The organism is Actinomadura oligospora ATCC 43269, from assembly GCF_000518265.1.
Lineage (GTDB): Bacteria > Actinomycetota > Actinomycetes > Streptosporangiales > Streptosporangiaceae > Spirillospora > Spirillospora oligospora.
Map to the genome: position 1 here is coordinate 113835 of NZ_JADG01000007.1, position 20852 is coordinate 134686.

Sequence of the window (20852 nt, forward strand, 5' to 3'; positions counted from 1 at the left end):
TCACGAAACGTTGTCCGACCAGCCCTTATCGCGAGGGCCGACCGGACTTCAGCACCTGGACCAACGCACCGAACTGCGCAGTCCCCAACGTCAGGCGCGGGCCGCCGGAATCCTTGGAATCCCGGATTCCGACGACGGCCGTGAGGTCAGCGACCTCCACGCATTCTCCGCCGCTGCCGCCGCTGTAGCTGCTCTTACGCCAGGTGGCGCGAGTGGGATCGGTGTTCACTGGCTGCTCTCCCAAAGGGCCGTGACCAGCTCGATCGTCGCCGACGTCGTCAGCGCGACGTTTCTGATCAACTCCAACCGTTCCGCATAGGAGGCTACCGTTTCCACCTCCTCGAGCAACTGGCCGTGGCCGCCCGCTTCCATATAGGCGACATCGTGTATGCCGTGCTCGAAGTTCAGGACGGTGAACGAGCCTTCCTTTCCTTCGTGGTAGCCGATGCCGTCCGGGACGACCTGAAGATGTACCCGAGGGCGGTTGGCGACCTCGATGAGGTGCTGCCACTGAGCGCGCATCACGTCGGGTGGCGCGACCGCCGAGCGAAGTGCGTGCTCGTCCTGGATGACCCACAGGCGCGGCGGATTGTCACGGTCGAGGACGGCCGCCTGGCGTTCCATGCGTCGTCGCACCATCGCGTCCGTCTGCGCTGCGGTGCGCTGCGCTGACGTGCAGACCGCGCGCGCATAGTCCTCGGTCTGGAGAAGGCCCGCGATCAGATCGGCCTCCCACCTGCGAATTGAGCAAGCTTGAAGCTCGCGCGCCTGGAACTCCTCGAACCCCGGGACTGGGGTCGGCGTGGGTTCGCCGGGGCGTTCGATGGCTTTGGCCAGGTCCTCGAACCATTCGTCCGTCTGCCAGTAGGTGTCACAGTCCGTGCCGAACTTGCGGGACGGCTTCTCGGCGCAGTTCTCCACCTGCCAGATCCAGGTGCCCGTGTAACCCATCTCCTCACCGAGGGCGTCCATGGACAGCCCCGCTTTGTCACGGCGTTTCCGGAGCTGCGCCGCGAAGAAGCTGGGCAGGTCGTAGGCGTGGATCGGGGGGCTTCGGCGTGGCACGTCGTGACCTCCGAGGGTTAGCAAGGACGGCCCGGCTTGGGAATCAGCGGGCGTCGCTTGCTGCGGTCCTTGTTGTGCTTCGTAGCCGAGCGTAGGCACACCGTCACAGACTCCGAGGGTGGTTTCCGCGTTTTCGAGGACGGAGATTTCGCATGGCCAGTCTCGATCGACCGAACGATCCGCTATCCAGTGCGCCCCCAGAGGGGCTTCACGGCGAGCCGGATCCGCGCCTGGTCGTCCTGCACGGTGCGGCACGCGCCCACCTGCTGCCCGTCGAGGTCAGCACCGGTGACGGCGGACGGAACTTCTACGTCCGGCTCGACCGTGGACGCCACGCTCCAGCTCGCGTCTTCCACGGAAGGCGGGCGGGGGACGGAGGACGGACGTGGTTCTACGGCGACGGTGGTGAGTGGATCGCCGAGTCCGACGACCTCAAGTCGGTCCTCGTGTGGCTCAAGGGCAAGCACGCCGAGCACATCGCGGACGCGTGATGGCGAGCGTCCGGGAGTTGCCGCGAAGGTCGGCTGGTGAGTGGTTGTGGGGGCCGGACGAGATGCGGTGGCGGCGCACGTTCGCCGGGCGTCCGGAGGAGGCTGCGGCGGCGCGCGAGTTCGCCGCTGGGATGTTCGCCGGGACGGGATGCGTGGACGTGGTGGAGTTCGCGGTCGCCGAGCTGGCCGCGAACACGATCCGGCACACCCGCAGCGGCGAGGACGGCGGATGGTTCGGGCTGGAGCTGGTGTACGACGACCCCGCGTACATCGCCGTGGTCGACAACGGCGGACACGGCGTCCCGACCGTCCTGGAGCCGGTGGACCTGCTCGCCACCAGCGGACGCGGCCTGTACATGGTGTCGCAGCTGGTCCAGCGGATGGGTGTTGAGGGCAGCCCGGCGCTCGGCCACAAGGTCTGGATCGAGGTCGCGCTGGACAAGCCGCCGGTCGAGCCGTTGTCGCTGATGGCCGTCTCCTAGGGAGGGACCAGCCTGCGGACATCAGGCTGGTCCCTTGCTCAGGCTAGGCGGCAGGCGGGGTCAGTGGCGGGCCTTGAGTTTGTAGGTGTGCTTCTTGGCGATGTGGGCGGCGGGCTTGGCCGTGTGCTTCTTGGCGTTCTGGGCCTGGAGCGCGGCGCGGAGCTTGGCGACCGTGGGGTTGGAGTTGGCCTTCAGCGAGTCCGGCACGTTGGAGGCGTTGCTGCCGATGCCGAAGGTGAGGATGCCGGTGAGGTTCATGCTGTTGTTCGCCGCCGGCGAGGGCAGGCCCATCATCTGGTTGATGACGCCGTCCAGGATGCCGAACGGGCCGCAGCCGTGCGCCTTGGGGATGGCGATCGGCGCCTTGATGTCCATCTGGCCGCCCGCCCAGCCGAGCTGCGGGTCGTTGGCGAAGCTGCCGCCGGTGAAGGTCGGGGCGAGGCTGGCGGGCACCGGGCCGATCACGCAGTTGTCGCCGAGCAGGCTGTTGTTGAGTTTGATGTTGATGCTGGTCTCCGCGCCGAACCCGCCGGGGACCTGCAGGAGGTGGACCGGGCCGGCGAGGCTCTGGGTGACGGTCAGCTTGTTGACCGCCCACATCGCCGCCGGGGTCTTGCCGAGGATCGGGCCGATCAGCGGCAACTGCCCGACGATGCCGCCCGGCACGTCCACGGGCTTCCCCTCGAACTGCTTGCCGGTCACCGGGGGCTTCAGGACGGGCAGGCCGGACGAGTCGGGGTCGCCGATGTACCCGGTGATCCGGATCGCCGACGGGGGCAGGTCCAGCGCGAACGACCCGATCTTGGTGTTGCCGCCCGTGGTGACCTGGGAGATGCAGAGGCTGTTGCTCGGGCAGCGGTTCTGGGTCGCCGAGATCATGGTCGGGAAGCCGGGACCGTAGCCGGGCGTCGCCGAGTGCGGGAAGCCGGACGGCGGGTCGGCCGGGTCGACGTTACCCACGCGGCCGCGGCCGGGCGCGGTGTACCAGAGCTTGCCGTCCGCGCCGCTCGTCACCCGGAACGGGCCCGAGAGGGTGGCCGGAAGCGGGTACTCGTTGATCTGGCCGGTGGACGGGTCGAGCATGCCGATGTTGGACGAGGACGACTCGGTGAACCAGACCGAACCGTCCGGACGCACCGTCAGGCCGGTCGGGCGCGCGTCGGTGGTCGGCACGGCGAACTCGCTGATCTCCCCGGACGCCGGGTCGATCGAGCCGATCTTGCCGTTGCCCGGCTCGGTGAACCAGATCTTGCCGCCGCCCGAGGTGATCTCGCCGATCGAGGGGGCTCCGCCCATCGCGCCGGGCGGGGCGTAGGTGGTGACCGCGCCGGTCGCCGGGTCGAGCCGTCCGACCTGGCCGTCCTGCGAGGTGAACCACACGGCCTGGTCGGGGCCGACGGTGACCGAGTACGGGTTGAGGCCGGTGGCGAAGGTCGTGAGGACGCCCGCCGAGCCGGAGGCCGTGATCTTGACGATCGACCCGTTGTCGGTGGTCGCGAGCCACATCGCGCCGTTCGCGCCCGCCGCGATCCCGGTGATCCTGGCGTTCGGGAGCGAGTCCGCGGGCATCTCGAAGGTCGACACCGCGCCGGTCGCCGGGTCGACCCGTCCCACCCGCGACACCAACTGGGAGCCGTCGGTGAACCACACCGCGCCGTCGGAGGCGGTGGCGATCGCGTCCGGGAAGCCGGTCCCCTTGGCCGAGTTGTTCGGGATCCGGTATTCGGTGATCTTGCCCTTCGCGTCGACCCGGCCGATGCCGCCCTGCGCCTCGGTGAACCAGGCGCCGCCGCCGCTCGCCGCCGCGATGCCGGTCGGCGTCACGTCCGGGATCGGCAGCCCGTACTCCTTGGCGTCCGCCGCGTGGGCGGGGGACGGCAGGGCCATGGGGGCCGTGCCGAGGACGGCCGTGAGCGCCACGGCCGCGGCGCGATTGCGTCGACGGCGCATGCCATCGCCTCCTTTTGTCAAGATCCGAGTGGCCCCAATAGAAACCTGGGGGTGTCTCAGGTCAAGACATTCACCGCACAGCGACCTCAACCGGCCATTCCGCACTCCCGTGTCAACCGCCCCCGCCCCACCACGTCCGCCCCACCCGAACACAGACGCGGCGGACGTCCGTTCACCGGCGGCCGAGGAGCGGTCACCCGATCAGGATCTGAGGGGTGACGCTGAAGGTGCCGGAGAAGGTGGACGGCAGCGTCGACACACCGCCGCACCCAACGAGGCCGGCCGGGAGAGACACGTTGAGGACCATGCCTCCTACGACGCGGATGGCGACCTGCCCCGGGCCGAGGCTGATCGCGCAACCCGGCAGAGCCGTGGAGGTGAGCTTCAGTCCGGCCGCCGGAACGCCGATCCGCATCGTGCCCGGTGATCCGGGAACGGCCGTCCAGGTCCGGGTTCCCGCGGCCGTGACAGTCGCCCGGCCCGCGTAGGTGTCCACGCAGCCGGTGGACCTCGGGCTCCCCGAGAAATGCCGGAAGGCAGAACGAGCCGCCCGGTGTCGCCGGGCGGCTCGTTCGTGTGACGGTCAGGAGATCGTCATCACCGGGGTGGAGACGAAGTGGCCCGACACGGTGCCGGTCGGGCTCACCGATCCGCAGCCGACGGCGGAGAACGGCACGGGGGCGTTGTTGAGCGTCCACGTGTGCGTCAAGTTGTTGTAGGCCCCGTTGAGCCCCACCGGTCCGGTGGGGGCCGCGGTGACCGTGCATCCGGGCAGGGTCGCCGTGCTGAACGTCGCGCCGGCCTTGGGCATGGTGGCCGTGCCCGCGGGGCCGGCCTGGATCGCGAGCCAGGTCCACGGGCCGTTCGTGTGGTTGGTGTGCACCGTGGCGGTGCCGCCGAAGGTGTCCTTGCACGTCCCGCCGAAGACCGGGTCGGTCGTGTTGACCGCGCCGTAGCCGATCGGGGACGGGGTGGTGAAGCTGAAGCTCGACGCCGTGCAGGACACCGAGAACGGGATCCCCGACAGCGTCCCCTTGAAGGTGACGTCGCTGCTGTTGAAGGTGATGAGGGTGCCGGTCGGGCTCATGCCGGTGCCGGCGGCGGAGGCCGGGACGGCGGCGAGGGCGACGAGGCCCGTGGTGGCGGCTACGGCGGTCATGACCGTGCTGATGATCCGGGATGGCATGCGCTGCGTCCTCTCTCGGGACGGGTGGGGTGGATGCACCGGCCGGATGCGGGAGTTCTGAGTGCCACTAGAAACCAAGTGGTGTTTCATGTCAACCTGAGTCAGGAAGGCGTCCGGATCCGGACGCCGGGGAGCGGCGGTCCGAAGCGGAGCCCTCGATGAGAACATCGACCACCCCCGATCACGAGCACGAGCTGCTGCTCGGCGCCTTCGCGCGCACCGTCGCCGAGCGCGGCTACCCCCGGACCAGGCCGCGCGACGTGGCCGCCGCCGCCGGGCTGAGCGAGGCGGCCTTCCACGCCCGGTTCACCGATCTCGACGACTGCTTCGTCGCGCTGTACCGGCACTGCACCGAGCTGTTGCGGGCGCGCGCGGACGCGGCGTTCCGGGCGGCCGGATCCGACTGGCGCGCCGGGTTCTCCGCCGCGCTCGACACCGTGCTCGCGATGATCGCCGCGTCCCCGGAGCACGCGCACGCGTGCGTGCTGGACGTCAGCTCGGCCGGTCCGCGCGTCCGCCGCGAGCGGGTGCGCTTCCTCGGCGGCCTGCGCGTCCTGCTCCGCGGTCCCGGCCCCGTCGTGCCGCCGGACGTCGTCCGGGACGCGATCATCGGCGGCCTCTACGGGACGGTCTACGCACGCGTCGCGGCGGGCCGGACGCGTGAACTCCCCGAGCTCGCCCCCGCGCTCGCGGGGTTCGCGCTCGGCTACTTCGCGACCTCCGGAGCGGCCTCCAGGTAGCGGGACGCGGCGCGGCGTCCGATCAGGGGCATCAACGCGAAGTAGGTGAGCTGGGGCAGCAGGTCCAGCAGGTCCGTCGTCTCGCCGTTCTCGATCTGCACGTAGATGGCGCTGTAGACGCCGCCGACGACGGCGTCCGCCACCACGGTCGGCACGGCGACCTCGCCGGGACCGGCGAAGAACGCGCGGAAGCGTTCCATGCACTCGATCCGCGCCCGCCGGACGCGCGGACCCGCCGCGTTCACCTCGACCATCGCCATGCGCGCGAACGGGGGCGCGTCCGCCAGCATGGACAGGACGGTCCGGAGCGCGGCGCGGATGCCCTCCGGCCAGGCGCGCTCGGCGCCGAACGCCGCGGCCATGCGCTCCAGGACGATCTCCGTGCCGCGCTCGTAGGCGGCGAGGAAGCAGTCGTCCAGCTCGGTGAAGTGCGTGTAGAACGTCTTCTTGGTGACGCCGGCGGCGTCGGTGATCCGGCCGATCGTCGCGCCCGCGTACCCGCGCTCGGCGACGACCTGGACGAACGCGTCGATCAGGCGGTCACGCTGGATGGCGGCCACCGTCTCCGGCGGGAGCCCGTGCCGTCCGGGCTTGATGGCCCGGCCGGGCTCCAGCGCGGAACGGGTGCCGGGCAGTGGCATTTCCGGGAGCCCCAACATGGCGTCCGCGCGCTCCTCCGCTCACGAGCCGTCGCCGCCCACCCTACTTGCTGGACGCGAAGGCACGCTCCCCCGAGGTCGGCGCGAAGGCCCCGCGGACGGGCCCGTTCCAGGTCAGCGGACGGGCTTGGCGCCGATGGCCTGCATCATCTGCGGCCACGCGGTGTGCATCTCGCGCTTCCAGTACGGCCAGGAGTGGCGTCCGGGACCGTACATGTGCGCCGTGATCGGAATGTGCAGCTTCCGCGCCTGGTTCACGAAGTCCTGGACGGTCGGGTTGATGGCCTTCTCGCTGAGGTAGCCGATGTCCCACGGCGCGGTGCCCGGCTTGTCGAACGGGCCGGGCGTGCCGTTGCCCGCCGACACGTAGAACCGCGTCCCGCGCACCTTGGACAGCAGCTTCACCGGATCGTGCGCGTCCCAGTTCGCCTGGTGGATGCGCGGGACGCCCCAGATCGCGTTCGGGTCGGTGCCGGGCTTGGTGTTGGTGTACATCAGCAGCGCCGGGATGCCGGGCAGGCTCATCGAGAGGATGCCGCTGAAGCACGCCGCGTACCGGAACGTGCCGGGCGACCGTCCGGCGTAGGTGCACGCGCCCTGCGCGCCGGACGAGATGCCCATGACCGCGCGCGACGCGCCCGCGTGGTAGTTCCGCTCGACGAGCTGGCGGACCTCCCGCAGGTGGAAGTCCTCCCAGCGCGGGTTGCCGCCCTTCCCGTAGTTGAACCAGTTCGTGTAGGAACCGTTCGCGCCCTCCGGCATCACCACCATGACGCCCCACTTGGACGCCACGCTCTGGATGTCGGTGCTGCGCGTCCAGGACACGTAGCCGTCGTTGCCGCCGTGGTAGGCGTACACGACCGGCCACGCCTTCGCGGACGAGGACTTCCAGCCCTTCGGCAGCAGCACGCGGACGTTCCGCTTCGCGCCGAGCGCGGGCGAGTTCACAGTGAAGTCGAACGCGGTCCTCGCCTTGTTCAGCCACTTGTACGAGGCGATGGACGCGCCGTCGTCGGCCTTCCTGAAGGACGCCGCCTCGGCGGTCCCGGCCGTCCCGAGGAGGGGGAGCGCACCGGCGGCGACGGCGGTGGCCGCGGCCACCGTCGTCATCGTGCGGGAGACGTCGCGACGCGGCCTACGAGTCATCGTTCTCCTTGACGGTGTTCCAGCGCCAACCCGAACCATCGTGGTTGGGAACTATCTCACGCTTGGCGTCGCCCGGAAGGGCGGTTCCCGCTTCCGGCCGTCCGCCCGCCCACGGCCGCCAGGGCCCTTGTTCTGACGTGTCCGGCACCGGCTGCGACGTGCCCGGACGCGGAGCCGGAGGCACCTCCCCGGCACCCGCCACCACGCCACCACTCGGCGCGGTGGGTGTGCTCTTCCAGTCGACCGCGATCGCGGCGGCCGGACGGGACGGCGTCCCCGGCGTCTCCTCGTCCCGTTCGCGCAGGTCGAGAGCGGAGTGCAGGCCCGCGAGGAAGCCCGGAAGCCACCAGTTCGCCCGTCCCATGAACCGCATCGTCGCCGGGACGAGCAGCGACCGGACGAGCACCGCGTCCACGGTGACGGCGACGAACATGCCGACGCCGATCAGCTTGACCACGGTGATCCCGGCCGTGGCGAACCCGGCGATCACGATCAGGAACAGCAGCGCGGCGCTGGTGATGATCGAGCCGGTCTTCTGCATGCCGCGCGCGACGGCGAGCCGGTTGTCGTGGCTACGGTCCCACTCCTCCCGGATCCGGGAGAGCAGGAAGACCTCGTAGTCCATCGACAGCCCGAAGACGACGGCGAGGATCAGGATCATCGACGTCGCCTCGACACTGCCCGTCGGGGTGAAGTTCAGCAGCCCGGCGAGACGCCCCTCCTGGAAGCCCCAGACGATCGCGCCGAACGACGCCCCGATGGACAGCACGTTCATGACGATCGCCTTCAGCGGCAGTACCACCGAGCCGAAGAACATGAACAGCAGCAGGAACGTCGAGACGCCCACGAACAGCGCCATCTTGGGCAGGGTGCGCATCAGGCTGGACATCAGGTCCATCTGCGACGCGGTGGTGCCGCCCGTGTAGATGTGCATCGGGACGCCGTCCTTGGAGACCGACAGACCCCGGATCTCCTTGACGATCCTCTGGGCCCGCTCGTCCATCGGCCCGTACCGGTGCGTGACCGAGATCCGCACGCCCGGGTAGTCGCCCGCGTAGCCGGTGAACTTGGCGCCCGTCACGCCGGGCAGCGTGGTCAGCCGCTTCCGGAAGTCCTCCAGGAAGGGCGGGATGTTGTCACCCTTCCTGGACGGGGCCCAGTGCCGCGGGACGAGGTCGCCGGACAGGACGACGTCGATCGGCTCGGCCGTCTGGTTCGGGAACTGGCTCTGGACGGTCTCGTACACCGCGCGGGACGGGCTGTCCTTGGGCAGCACGCGCGCGTCCACCGGGCCGAACTGGACCTTCGCGAACGGCACGAACATCACGCCGAGGATCACCACGACGGCGAGGAAGAACGGCGCCGGGTGCTTCATGACGACGGCCCCGAGCCGGTACCAGAACCCCCGGTCGGGATCGCGGTCCGGCTTCGGCCGCCGCCACGGCATCCGGCCGAACTCGACCTTCGGGCCGAGCAGCGCGAGCATCGTCGGCAGCAGGACGGTCGCGCCGAACACCGCGACCATCACGGTCGCGATCCCGGCGAGGCCGATCGTCCGCAGGAACATCTGCGGGAACAGCAGGAGCCCGCCGAGCGCGGCGGAGACGGTCACACCGGACACCATGATCGTCCGTCCGGCGGTGGCGAGCGTCCGGCCGAGCGCGCCGCGCACGACCGGCTTGAGCGCGTTCTTGTACTCCTTGCGGACGGTCCGCCGCCCGTCCCGCGACAGCGCGCGGTACGCCTGCTTCGCCGCCTTACGCTCCGCCCGCGTCGCGCCCTGTTTCCAGGGTTTCCCGGGGGGCAGCCCGGCGGTCTTCTGGCCCTTCTCCAACTCCTCGCGGAACCGGCTGATGACGAACAGCGAGTAGTCGATCGCGAGGCCGACGCCCATCATCGTGACGACTTCCAGCGCCATCGAGGTGACGTCGGCGACGAACGTCACCAGGTGCAGGATCGCGAGCCCGCCGATGATGGAGAACAGCGCGACCACGAGCGGCAGCACGGACGCGGTGACCGCGCCGAACAGCAGCACGAGCAGGCAGAACAGCGGGATCGCGGTGATCGCCTCGGCGTGCACGATGTCCGCGACGACCCGCTCGCCGAACTCGGTGCCGAGCGGGAACGCGCCGCCGAGCCGGGTCTCCAGGCCGGGCGCGTTCAGCCGGTCCTTGACCTCGGTGTAGTTCTTCACGCGGGTCGCGTCGTCGGTGCCCGCGACCTTGATCGTGACGATCGTCCGGTGGCGGTCGTGCGAGGCGAGGTTGTCGGCGTCCGACTTCTTCGCGAACGACCAGTAGGAGATGATCTGGCTGACGTTCTGCTTGGGCAGCCGCGCCACGGTGCCGATCACCGCCGCCTCGTAGCGCGGGTCGTCCACCGTCATCGTGTCGCTCTTGTAGACGACCAGGATGTCGGGGTTGGTGCTGCCGAAATAGCTCTGGCCGAGCCTGGCGACCAGGGTCGAGGACGCCTTGGGATCCTCGAACCCGCCCTGCTTGAACTTCGCCAGCACGCCCGAACCCCAGGCCGCCGCGAAGAAGGAGATCAGCAGGATCAGGACGAGGCTGGTCCAGCGCTGCCGTTGGATGAGACGGCCCAGCCCCCCGAGCATGATCCTCCCGAAAGTCGTTCGTGGGTCCCCGGCGCCGGGGACGCTGTCGGCGGGCCGCTACCCGCGCGCCGCCGCCCTCGTGGCGAGCCTCGCCTCGGTGGTGGCGAGCTCCCCGGCGAGGTAGCGCTGCCGGGTGGCGGCTCGGGCGATCTTGCCGGACGAGGTGCGCGACACGCCACCCGGCTCGATGAGCAGGAACTCGTGGACGCTCATCTCGTGCTCGAGGTTGACCGCGCCGCGCACCGCGTTCTCGACCTCGGCGAGGTCGAGCCGGGCGAGCGGCACCCGCCGGTTCCGCTCGGCGACGACCACCAGCAGCTCGGTCTCGCCGCCCGGCACCGCGAACGCGGCGACGTGGTCGGCGCGGACCGCCGGGTGCGCCTCCTCGGCCGTCAGCTCGACGTCCTGCGGGTAGTGGTTGCGGCCGTCCACGATGATGAGGTCCTTGATACGGCCGGTGACATAAAGCTCACCTTCGTGTGCAATGCCATAGTCGCCGGAGCGCATCCAGGGCCCCTCGGGCAGGTCGCCGGGCTCGGCGAGGCGTCCGCCGAAGGTGTCCTGGCTGCGCTCGGAGTTGCGCCAGTAGCCGGGCGCGGTGTTCGGGCCGTGCACCCAGATCTCGCCGACGTCGCCGTCCGGCTGCTCGCGGCGGGTCTCGGGGTCGACGATCGCGACGATCTGCCCGACGGGACGTCCGCAGGAGACCAGCGGGTTGGCGTTCGCCGCGTCCTCGGCCACCTGGACGGCCCGTCCCCGGGTGAGCGCCTCCCGGTCGACGGTGATCACCTTCGGCGGGGCGTCCTCGGCCGCGGCGGACACGAACACGGTCGCCTCGGCCAGGCCGTAGCCGGGGGCCTGCGCGCCCGCCCGCAGTCCGGCGGGCGCGAGCTTGTCGGCGAACGCCGCGAGCGTCGCCGGACGGATCGGCTCGGCCCCGTTCAGGCAGGTCACGAGGCCGGACAGGTCCAGGCCGTCCAGCTTCTGCGGGGTCGCGTGCGCGACGACGTACTCGTAGGCGAAGTTCGGCGCGGCCGTGTAGACGTTCTTGTTCGGACGCTCGGCGATCAGCCGCATCCACCGCATCGGGTTCATGATGAACGCCATCGGCTCGGTGTAGATCGCGTGGTCGCCGTTCACCAGCGGCAGCGCCATCGTCGCGATCAGGCCCATGTCGTGGAACAGCGGCAGCCAGCTGACCAGCTCCGGGTCCGGCCGCTCGGGCGCCCAGCCCGCCCACAGCTGGCTGGCGTTCGCGGTGACGTTCCCGTGCGTGATCTCCACCCCGGCCGGACGGCGCGTCGAGCCGGAGGTGTACTGCAGGTACGCCAGGTCGTCGAAGTCGATCGGCTCGTCGGCCCAGGCGTCCGCGAGGGACGCGTCGACGTCCTCGGCGATCACGATCTCCTTCGGCCGCGGCACGTCGTGGCCCGCGAGGAACCGCTCCACGTGCGGCAGCGCGCCGCGCGAGGTGACGATCACGGCCGGCTCGGCGTCGGTGTACGCGCCGATCAGGCGGTCCGCGTATCCGGGAAGGTCGGGCGAGAACAGCGGGACGGCGACGACGTGCGCGTACATCGCGCCGAGCATCGTCATCATGTAGTCGAGCGTCTGCGGCAGCAGCAGCGCGGCCCGGTCCCCGGGCTCGGCGGCCCGACGCAGCCGGGTCGCCATCGCGCGGGCGCGCCGGTCGGTCTCCGCCCAGGTCAGCGTGGTCCTGGTCCCGGACGGGTCGGCCGAGTACTCCACGAACGTCCAGGACGGGGCGTCCGGCTTCTCCCTCGCCCAGCGCGCCACCCGCTGCACCAGCGGGACCCGGCCGGAGCCGCCGGGCGCGAGTTCGGGAAGCAGCGAGCCCAGTGCCATGGATCCAACTCCCGGGGGATGGGCCGGACGGCGGCCGCGGGGCCGGGACGCCGTCGGCGGACGTGCGCGCCGCCCGGCGGTTCGCCGGTGTCCCGGCGGGTGCGTTTCGGTGGCGGCAAAGATCGTGCAGCGTGAAGCTACCGGATAGTAGCCCCGGCGGGCATTAGCCCCGACGCACATTACCGCCGACCGGCTTTGTCACTCCGGTGACAACCGTCCTTGGGCGAAATGCGCACGATGCCGCCTTCGCCCGCGACCGTGCCGTCCCCGCGCCGTGAGGCCGTCTTCCCAGTTCAGGACCGGCGAAGCCGCGCCCACACGCTCCGCCGGGACGGGCCGTCCGCGTCCCCGCCCCCGGCCCCGGGGGCTCCCGGACGGCTCAGCGCGAACCGCCGCCGCATGAGCGACACGCACGCCACGCCCCACAGCAGCACCACCTCGGAGACCAGCACGATCCCGAGCACGACCGCCCAGTCCCGGGCGTCCTTGATGTCGCTGATGGGCGAGACGAGTGTCATCTGCGACTCCCCGGCCGACCCGGGAAGCACGTCGTTCTGCCCGGGCGGTCCGGGGGCGAGCGTCGGCAGCAGCGCGCCGGGCCCCGGCACGCCACCGGCCCCGGCCGTCGGCATGTCCACCGGCCCCTGCTGAGACGGCGGCGCCGACGCCGGAAGCCTGGACGGCCCGGTCCCCCGCAGCGCCGGCGGAGCCTGCGGAACCAGCGGCGTCACGCTCTCATGCGGCATGGGCGCCTGCATCCCCGGCCCAGACGGCACCCGCACCCTCGGCGGAGGCGCAGCAGGCACCCCCGGCCCAGGCGCAGGCGCGGGCGGCACGCGCACCTCCGGCCCCGGCTGAACCCGCACCCCACCCCCAACAGGCGGACCCACGATCCGCGGCCCAGTCCCCCGCGCCCCGCCGCCTGGATCCGCCGCGTGCGACGTCCCGAAGCGCGGGCCCGAACCACGCGGCCCCGTCCCCTGCGTCCCGGCGTTGCGCGACTTGGCGGCGTGCGAACCCGAACCGCGTGGCCCCGTCCCGGGTGCACCAGCCTCATGCGGCGTCCCGGCGCGCGGGCCCATCCCCTGCGCCCCAACACTTTGCGACTCGGCGGGGTGTGTTCCCGAACCGCGTGGCCCCGTCCCGGGTGCCCCGGCGGCATGCGACTTGGCGGCGTGCGCCCCCGAACCGCGTGGTGAGGTCCCCTGCGCCCCAACGCTGTGCGACTTGGCCGGGTGTGTTCCCGAACCGCGTGGCCCCGTCGCGGGTGCATCAGCCTCGTGCGGCTTGGCGGCGTGTGAAGGGTTGGCTTGGCCACCGCTGCCGTGCGGAACCACAGCCTGCGGGCGGACGACAGTGCGCGGCGGGGCGGCGGGCGTGGGGTTCTGCGGGATCGTGGGGTGGTGTTTCTGGCCTGTTCGGTCGGGCGTGGCGGGGGTGGGATTCGGGGTCGCGCCGCTGGACGGTGTCTGGGTGAGGCCCTGGCTCGGTGTGGAGGCGTCCAGGTTCGCTGAGAGCGGCGGCTCCTCGCGTTCGCTGGTTACGGTCGGGCCGGAATTCGAGCCGTCCAGGCGCGGGGTCAGGGACAGGACGGTGGGCGTGGACGCGTTGCCCGCGCCCGCCACGATCATCACGCGCGGCATGGCGGTACGACGTTCGCCCTGGACGTCCAGGCCACCGGGGACGCTGATGGCGATCGGGACCACGCGGCGCTCGCTGAGATCGCCGAGGGCGCAGTCCAGCTCGGTCCGGTCCTGGTCGAGGGCGCAGGCGGAGGAGTGTTCGGCCCAGCTCAGCGGGCGTTGCACGGCCAGCGCGAGCGACGCGTCACGCGCCACCCCACCCACCGGCCGAACCGCCACGAGATACAGGAAAATGCGTTCCGTGCCGCGACGGCGCTCCCCCTTCGGCTCCGCCGTGGCCACCAGCCGGACGTCCGTCAGCTGCGGATTCTCCTCCTCCGGCGACAAGGACGGATCCAAAGCCGAAGTCGCGTCCGCCGGGCCCTGCGCAGGCTCGGCACCCCCCTCCGGCCCCATGGGGGACGAGGTGGTCATCTCCGCCGGATCGGGCGGCCCGTCCACGGCCGAGGCCGAGGAAACGGCGACGGTCGAAGGAACAACCAGCGCGCCTCCGAGCACCGCCAGGCCGAGGCGTCGCCCTCTCCGCGCGCGGCGTCCCCTCACCCCGGGATCCACGCCGCGATCCACGCCGTGATGCCGACTCTTCGGTCCACGGCGTCGCATCGACTCGTGCCCCATCGCCGGGTCCTCTCCGCTGCGCCGTTTCGGTCAGGTCTCGCCGGGGGGCACCCGCTGTTATAACCGCTCGGGCACGGACCGTAACCACACGATCGTCTTTCGCACAGTGAAATCGGCTCTCCGTAAGATGGGCCGGATCACTGTGGAGAGGAGATGGCGGTGGCGGAGGCCGTACGGTCCCTGGAGCGCGCCTTCGAGCTGCTGGAACACCTCGCGGACGCGGGCGGCGAGATGGCGCTGTCGGAACTGACCGAAGTGTCCGGGCTGCCGATGCCGACGATCTACCGGCTGATGCGGACGCTGGTGAACCACGGCTACGTCCGCCAGGAGGCGAACAAGCGGTACGCGCTCGGCCCCCGGCTGATCCGGCTCGGCGACGGCGCGGGACGGCTGCTCGGCTCCTGGGCGCGCCCCGCACTCGCCCGCCTGGTGGACGAGGTCGGCGAGACCGCGAACATGGCCGTCCTGGAGGGCGACGCGGCGGTGTACGTCGCGCAGGTGCCGTCCCGCCACTCGATGCGGATGTTCACCGAGGTCGGACGGCGTGTCCTGCCGCACTGCACGGGCGTCGGGAAGGCGCTGCTCGCGCAGCTGCCCGAGCAGCGCGTGCGGGAGATCCTCTCCCGCACCGGCATGCCCGCGCGCACCCCGAACACCTTCACCGACCCGAACGCCCTGGTGGACGAGCTCGCGCGCGTGCGCCAGCGCGGCTACGCCGTGGACGACGAGGAACAGGAGATCGGCGTCCGCTGCGTGGCCGTCCCCCTGCCGGGCACGCCGACGCTCACGGCGTTCTCGGTGTCCGGGCCGTCCGCGCGAATGACCCACGAGGCCGTCCTCGAGGTGGTCCCGGTCATGCACGCCGTCGCCGCCGGATTCGCCGCCGACCTCACCACCCCTCGCCCCTGACCCCCGCAGACAGGCGAAAGGCCGACGGCGCGAACCGTCGGCCTTGCCAGCAATCCAGTAAGTCGCCCTTGCGGTGTGGGTCGTTGTCGCCGGGTCAGTCGACGATGTCGCCGACGACCACGTGGGGGCGGCCCCCGCGCTCCCAGGCGACGAAGTCGCCCGCCGCGCGGATCAGGACGGTCGCCATCCAGAGCGCGACGCCCGTGTCGTCCACGACGCCCACGATGGGCAGCACCTCCGGGATCGCGTCGATCGGGGAGATGATGTAGACGAGCCCGAGCACGAGCAGGCCGATCGATCCGACCGACATGCCCTTGTAGTCACCGCGCATGACCGACTTGAGCATCCTCGGAACCGCGCGGACGCGCTCGCCGAGGCGGGGCGCGCCGTCCTCGAGCGTCTCGCTGTAGACCTGCCACGCCTGGCCCGCCGCCGCTGCTCCTCGCTTCCCCTTCACGCGTCCTCCCAGGTCCTTGACGCGGGCGATCCGACACCGCCCGTCTCCAACTACGACGCAAACGCGACCTATCTTGTTCCCTCGCCGTCCCTCCTGCCCGTCCCCGCCCGTCCGGGGTGAGCGCCGTCTCAATCTCGCCACCGGGCCTCAGGACGGTGATGCGAGGTGACAGTTTGCTGTCCCTCGGGAACAGAGTGTGCGGATTGGGGGGCATTATTCGCCGTCCGCTGGAAACATGACCTTCGGGAACTCCGGACTCGCGGGAGGGGCGCCGCCTCCCGTCCGTCCGCGGACGCCACGCCCTCGGACTTCGGGCCCCGGGAAACGGCGGTGTCCGCGCAGGCGACCGCCGCGACCGCGAGGAGCTGAGCAGGACGATGACCGCCCACCCCGCCCGCCCCGATCCTCACAAGCCCTCCCCTGGGCCCACCCACCCTCCGGCCACCCATCGGCCGTCCGCGGATACCGGTGAGTCCACACAGCCCCGGGGCGCGACCGGTGAGCTCGTACGATCCCCGGCCGGGGCCGAGTGGTCGAGCCTTGGGGACGCTGCCGAGGCGGAGATGATGTGGCCCGTCCGAGGGACGGCCGCGGGCCTCGCGTATGTCGCGCTTCCGCCGACGGCCGTGGACGCGCGCGCGACCGGGCCGACGCGGCTGATCCTGTGCTGGCCCGGGTTCGACGCGCCGCGCACCGCCGCGTCGATGGCCACGGCGCTGCCGATGACCGGGGTCCCGACCTGGCGCGTGTTCCTGGACCTGCCGCATCAGGACGACCCGGCCGCCGTCCTGCCGACCGGGCTCGACTCGCAGGGGTTCCTCACGGACGCGGGCCTCACGGCGTTCGGCACGTCCGTCGAGGAGGCCGCGACCCGGCTGCCCGCCGTCCTGGACGATCTGCATCGCGACCTGGGCGTCCCGGCGGGTCCGGTGGCGCTGGCCGGGTTCTCGGCGGGCGCGGCGGTCGTGCTGCTCGCCCTCGCACACCAGAACGTGCAGGTCAGCACGGCCGCGCTCGTCGCGCCGGTCGTGTCGCCCACGCGGTTGGCGCGGGCGGTGGAGAAACGCGCCGGGCGGGAACGCACCTGGAGCCCCGCCGCCGACGAGCTGGCCGAACGCCTCGACCTCTCCGCCCACGCCGGACGGATCGCCGAGTCGGACGCCGCGCTGCTGCTGATCGGCGGCGCGCGCGACCGGATCGTCCCGCCCGCCGAGGTGACCGCGCTGCGCGACCTCCTGGCCCGGTGCGGCGCCCCGGCCGTGGAGGCCGCGACCTTCCGGATGGGGCACGCGCTCGCCGCCGCGCCCGGCACGGAGGCGCGCGCGCCGATCACCGAGGCCGTCCGCGTGGACGGCGTGCTCACCGACTGGTTCCGCGAGCGGCTCGCCGAGCCGGCCTCCGCGTCCGCCCTGCCCGTCTCCCTTCACCTGACCGGCAGCGCCCCCGCCTGACCGGCGACGTCCCCGCCCGTTCCGCGTCTCGACCGGTTCGTCCCGTGGAGGCTATGCTGATCTTCGACACCAGCTAAACGGTTTAGGTGGTGACGGGAGGCGCGTGATGAGCCGTCGGGTGTGGTTGCTGGACGCACCGTCCAACCTGGGGCTGCGGCCACTGCGGGACGGGCATGTGCCGGGCGCGCGCCACCTGCCCGAGGCGCTGCGCGCCCACGGCCTGGCCGACCTGCTCGACGCCGAGGAGGCCGGACGCGTCGAACCGCCGCCGTACGCGTCCGTCCCGGACCCGGTCACGGGGTACAGGAACGGCCCGGCGCACACGGCGTACACGAGGCTGCTGGCCGGACGCGTCGGAGAGCTGCTCGACGACGGCCGCTTCCCGCTCGTCCTCGGCGGGGACTGCGGCATCCTGCTCGGCCCGCTGCTGGCGCTGCGGCGACGCGGCGACCACGGGCTCGCCTACCTCGACGGACACGCCGACTACGCGCCCCCGCGCGACCGCGCGAAGGCGCACGGGACCCGCAACGTCGCGGGCTACGCGCTCCGCCTCGCCACCGGCCACGGCCCCGCCGGACTCGCCGACCTGGACGGCCTGCGCCCCTACGTCGCCGAGGAGCGGGCCGTCGCGCTCGGCTACCAGTGGGAGCCGGAGGACCACGTGGACGTCGCGTCCGAGCTCTTCGAGACCTCGGCGATCCCGAAGCACTCCAGCGCGGACATCCGGGCGCGCGGCGCCGAGGCCACGGCCAGGGCCGCGCTGGACGTCCTGGAGGACCCCGCGTCCGACGGCTTCTGGATCCATCTGGACGCGGACGTGCTCGACCGGAGCGTGATGCCGGCCGTGGACTCGCCGAACCCGGACGGCCTGTCCCTGGACGCGCTCACCGGGCTCCTGGCCGTCCTGCTGGAGAGCCCGCGCGCGATCGGGATGAACGTGGCGATCTACGACCCGGACGTCGATCCGGACGGCGCCGCGGGGGCGGCGCTGACCGGCGTCCTCGCCAACGCCTTCGCCGAGGCGCGCATGACGACGGCCGGCTGACCTGCTGACCGGCTGACCGGCTCAGCCGCGGGAGAGGACTTCGTAGCGGACCGGGATGACGCCCGCGCTCATGCCGTCCACCTGCTTCATCGCGGCGGTCGACAGGTCCAGGCAGCGGCCGGACACGAACGGGCCGCGGTCGTTGATGCGGACGACGACCGACTCGCCGTTGTTCTTGTTGGTCACGCGGACCCTGCTGCCGAACGGGAGCGTCTTGTGCGCGGCGGTCAGCTCGCTCGGGTCGAACGGCTCGCCGCTCGCCGTCGACTGCCCCTCGCCGTACGAGGACGCCTGGCAGGCGCCGGACGACAGGACGGTGTACTTCGGCTTCTTGGGCTTCGGCTTGGCCTTGGGCGCCTGGGTGATCTCCACCGGCTGCGGCTCGGGGTCCCGCTTCGCGCCGCGGCTGGCCTTGCTCGGCTTGGCGCGGGGCTTGTCTGCGAGCGGGGTCTGGGACGGGGTCGTCGGCGGCGGGACGGCGGCCTGGCGCGCCTGCGCCGCGTCGGCGGAGCCGCCGGAGCCGCCTCCCGTCAGGAGCGCCGCGGCGCCCGCGGCGAGAACGGCGACTGCGAGGCCGGACGCGACCAGGATGGTGCGCAGCCGGAATCGGGGACGGTGCTTACCCACGAAGGAGTCCTTTGATCGGGGACAGGACCCCGGACGTCCGCCGCGCCGTGTTCCGGGCGCACGCCGACGACGGCTTCGTCGCTGGTCGCATGCTCCGTGCGGGATGTGCTCGCGCGAGGGGTTCTCCGCCTCGCGGCCCGCTTTCGGCACCGGTGATTCCACGGGTCCGCCGTTCGGCGGACCGGACGTCCGGCAGTGCGGCTCCCGGCCATCTTCAGTTGGACGAACCAGAGCTCTCACGCGTGGGGCCGCACACAAGTTCTTGACCGTACGTTGTGATCCGCTTGAAGCAAGCAAAAGGATTGGCTTTGTGGGGTTTGTCACCCCGTTTTTGTCGCTACGAAGTGGATCTAGTGCGCTGCGTCAAGATTTCGGCCGCCTATCTCGGCGGAATAACAACGGTGTAATTACCCCGGACAGGCGAACGGGACGCCCGCGCCGGCGTGGCGCGGACGTCCCGTCGTGGGATGGATCAAGGGACCGCCTAGTGCGAGCCCTTCAGGCCGGGCAGGCCGCCCAGGTTGGCCGGCGACGCTCCGCCGTTCAGGCTCTTCAGCACGTCCCCGAGGACGGGGACCGGCGGGAGCTCCGAGGGCGCCTGCGCGCCCCGCTCGGGCGACGCGACGCGCTCGTTCGAGGTGCCGCGCTCGTTCGACGTGGCGCGGCGCATCCCGGACTCCCCGCCACCCTTGAGGCCGTTCAGTATGCCGGTCAGCCCGCTCAGGAGGTTCCCGCCGAGCGGGGTCTCCTTCTTCACGTCCGGGCCCTCGGAGTCCGACTCCTCGCCCTGCCTCGGGTTCGGGTTCGGGCTCCGGTCACCGGCGGACACCCGCTCGCCCCAGGGCTGCTGCTGGGACGACGGCGGCATCATGCCCTCGCCGGGCTCCAGGACGTCGTCCGTCGTCTCGTCGGAGCCGTCCCGCGGACCGGCCAGGCGGTCACCCGGGCCGCCCGGGCCGAACGGCATGCCCTGCTGCCCGCCGGGCCTGCCCAGCTGACCGGGGCGTCCACCCAGGCCCTGCTGACCCTGCTGGCCGGGCCTGCCGGGCCGCGGGGCCTGCCCCTGGTTCTTCGAATTGAGCTTGCCCAGGAGCGGGCCCACCAGCGGGATCGCGTCGAACGGGCCCCCTGTGGCCTCATCGGGCTCCGGGTCCGCGATGACGCGCTCGGCGGCGGCGCGGCCCCTCGGCTGGTGCGGCACCGCGTGGCCCGCGTGCCCGGCCTGGCCGTTCGGAACCGCGTGCCCCTGGTGCCCCGGAACGTGCGGAAGGACGTGGCCCCTGTGCCCGGGGACGTGCGGGACGACGTGCCCGGCGTGGCCCGGACGCTGGACGCGGCCGGGCGTCGGGACCGGATGGCGCGGGTCCGTCAGGCCCGAGGGGCCCGCGTGGATCGAGTGGACCGGCGTCGCGAGCGGGCCGCGCGGGGCGACGCCGTTCGCCGGGCCGAGCGGACGGCCGGGCATGCCGAGCTGGCCGCCGGGCAGGTTCGCGCCGGGCGCCATGCCGGGACGCGGCATGTGCGCGCCCGACCCGGACATGTCGACGCCGGGCATGTTCACGCCGGGCATCGGGGCGTGCGGCACGGGCGCGCCGTGCTGGCCGCCGCCGGGCGCGCCCGGGATGGGCACGGGCGTCGCGAGTGTGCGGCCGCCGTCGGCGAACGCCGGCCCGGACAGGGTGGCCACGGCGACGCAGAGCGGCGTGAATGCGGCGGCCCTGATCAGGCTCCGCGCGGAACGGTTCATGTTTCCCCCGGTTGTCGGATTGATCCTGCACGGCCGGGGCGCATCGGTCCCCTGTGAGCCGTCCGGTGACGTGCACCGGCTTTCCGGTCGGGGACGTTAGTACAGCCGATGGCCGAGCACAGCTCTTTCCCGAAGGAAGTCGAGTGGCGCGGGAAT

Annotated in this window: 19 protein-coding genes; 6 read left to right on the forward strand and 13 right to left on the reverse strand. The window is 72.0% G+C overall.

What is annotated here, in order from left to right:
• Window positions 1–25: 25 nt before the first annotated feature.
• Entirely contained in the window at window positions 26–229 is a 204-nt protein-coding gene (locus P696_RS0109870) for a DUF397 domain-containing protein (RefSeq protein WP_026412226.1), read from the reverse strand.
• Window positions 226–1065, reverse strand: coding sequence for a helix-turn-helix domain-containing protein (locus tag P696_RS52220; RefSeq protein WP_051467225.1), 840 nt, complete (start codon window positions 1063–1065; stop codon window positions 226–228). Before P696_RS52220 ends, P696_RS0109870 begins: the two co-directional genes overlap by 4 nt.
• 152 nt (window positions 1066–1217) lie before the next feature.
• On the opposite strand from P696_RS52220, the gene P696_RS56845 reads away from it, so the two are divergent.
• Together P696_RS56845 and P696_RS52225 are read left to right on the forward strand one after the other, a co-directional pair.
• A complete protein-coding gene (locus P696_RS56845) occupies window positions 1218–1556 on the forward strand; it encodes a hypothetical protein (RefSeq protein ID WP_026412227.1) in 339 nt (112 codons plus the stop codon).
• Window positions 1556–2038 (forward strand): ATP-binding protein, encoded by a 483-nt coding sequence (locus P696_RS52225; RefSeq protein ID WP_084337173.1) that lies wholly within the window; start codon window positions 1556–1558, stop codon window positions 2036–2038. Before P696_RS56845 ends, P696_RS52225 begins: the two co-directional genes overlap by 1 nt.
• Window positions 2039–2098: 60 nt before the next feature.
• On the opposite strand, the gene P696_RS52230 is transcribed toward P696_RS52225, so the two are convergent.
• From P696_RS52230 to P696_RS0109900, 3 genes are all read right to left on the reverse strand, one after another.
• Complete coding sequence (locus tag P696_RS52230; protein WP_051467229.1) at window positions 2099–3988, reverse strand: Vgb family protein; 1890 nt, start codon at window positions 3986–3988, stop codon at window positions 2099–2101.
• Between the two features lie 193 nt (window positions 3989–4181).
• Entirely contained in the window at window positions 4182–4484 is a 303-nt protein-coding gene (locus tag P696_RS0109895) for a hypothetical protein (protein WP_026412228.1), read from the reverse strand.
• Between the two features lie 87 nt (window positions 4485–4571).
• Window positions 4572–5174, reverse strand: a complete 603-nt coding sequence (locus P696_RS0109900) for a hypothetical protein (protein ID WP_026412229.1) — start codon at window positions 5172–5174, stop codon at window positions 4572–4574.
• A 158-nt stretch (window positions 5175–5332) separates the two neighbouring features.
• Here P696_RS0109900 and P696_RS44410 point away from each other — a divergent pair, with 158 nt between their 5' ends.
• Window positions 5333–5914: a TetR family transcriptional regulator gene (locus P696_RS44410; RefSeq protein ID WP_051467231.1), complete on the forward strand. Its 582-nt coding sequence runs from the start codon at window positions 5333–5335 to the stop codon at window positions 5912–5914.
• On the opposite strand, the gene P696_RS44415 is transcribed toward P696_RS44410, so the two are convergent.
• The 5 genes from P696_RS44415 to P696_RS0109930 form a co-directional block, all read right to left on the reverse strand.
• Window positions 5881–6573, reverse strand: a complete 693-nt coding sequence (locus tag P696_RS44415) for a TetR/AcrR family transcriptional regulator (protein ID WP_064743986.1) — start codon at window positions 6571–6573, stop codon at window positions 5881–5883. The two genes, P696_RS44410 and P696_RS44415, sit on opposite strands and share 34 nt — an antisense overlap.
• A gap of 114 nt (window positions 6574–6687) precedes the next feature.
• A complete protein-coding gene (locus P696_RS0109915) occupies window positions 6688–7719 on the reverse strand; it encodes an alpha/beta hydrolase (protein WP_051467235.1) in 1032 nt (343 codons plus the stop codon).
• Window positions 7709–10333: an MMPL family transporter gene (locus tag P696_RS0109920; protein ID WP_026412231.1), complete on the reverse strand. Its 2625-nt coding sequence runs from the start codon at window positions 10331–10333 to the stop codon at window positions 7709–7711. Before P696_RS0109920 ends, P696_RS0109915 begins: the two co-directional genes overlap by 11 nt.
• A gap of 57 nt (window positions 10334–10390) precedes the next feature.
• Complete coding sequence (locus tag P696_RS0109925) at window positions 10391–12199, reverse strand: fatty acyl-AMP ligase (protein WP_026412232.1); 1809 nt, start codon at window positions 12197–12199, stop codon at window positions 10391–10393.
• 293 nt (window positions 12200–12492) lie between these two features.
• Window positions 12493–12945, reverse strand: a complete 453-nt coding sequence (locus tag P696_RS0109930; RefSeq protein WP_157429606.1) for a hypothetical protein — start codon at window positions 12943–12945, stop codon at window positions 12493–12495.
• 1668 nt (window positions 12946–14613) lie between these two features.
• On the opposite strand from P696_RS0109930, the gene P696_RS44420 reads away from it, so the two are divergent.
• Window positions 14614–15369 (forward strand): IclR family transcriptional regulator, encoded by a 756-nt coding sequence (locus P696_RS44420; protein ID WP_034484071.1) that lies wholly within the window; start codon window positions 14614–14616, stop codon window positions 15367–15369.
• A gap of 94 nt (window positions 15370–15463) precedes the next feature.
• Here the strand turns inward: P696_RS44420 and P696_RS0109945 are convergent, their stop codons facing one another.
• Window positions 15464–15826 (reverse strand): YkvA family protein, encoded by a 363-nt coding sequence (locus P696_RS0109945; RefSeq protein WP_026412234.1) that lies wholly within the window; start codon window positions 15824–15826, stop codon window positions 15464–15466.
• Window positions 15827–16389: 563 nt separating this feature from the next.
• Between P696_RS0109945 and P696_RS55745 the strand changes: the two genes are divergently transcribed.
• Both P696_RS55745 and P696_RS0109955 read left to right on the forward strand, forming a co-directional pair.
• The gene (locus tag P696_RS55745) at window positions 16390–17277 is read left to right on the forward strand and encodes an alpha/beta hydrolase family protein (RefSeq protein ID WP_064743988.1); all 888 of its coding nucleotides are present in this window, start codon (window positions 16390–16392) and stop codon (window positions 17275–17277) included.
• Window positions 17278–17383: 106 nt separating this feature from the next.
• Window positions 17384–18322, forward strand: coding sequence for an arginase family protein (locus P696_RS0109955; RefSeq protein ID WP_034484074.1), 939 nt, complete (start codon window positions 17384–17386; stop codon window positions 18320–18322).
• 21 nt (window positions 18323–18343) lie between these two features.
• On the opposite strand, the gene P696_RS58705 is transcribed toward P696_RS0109955, so the two are convergent.
• Both P696_RS58705 and P696_RS0109965 read right to left on the reverse strand, forming a co-directional pair.
• Window positions 18344–18949 (reverse strand): septal ring lytic transglycosylase RlpA family protein, encoded by a 606-nt coding sequence (locus P696_RS58705; RefSeq protein WP_026412236.1) that lies wholly within the window; start codon window positions 18947–18949, stop codon window positions 18344–18346.
• Window positions 18950–19433: 484 nt separating this feature from the next.
• Window positions 19434–20696, reverse strand: coding sequence for a hypothetical protein (locus tag P696_RS0109965; protein WP_026412237.1), 1263 nt, complete (start codon window positions 20694–20696; stop codon window positions 19434–19436).
• Between the last annotated feature and the right edge of the window lie 156 nt (window positions 20697–20852).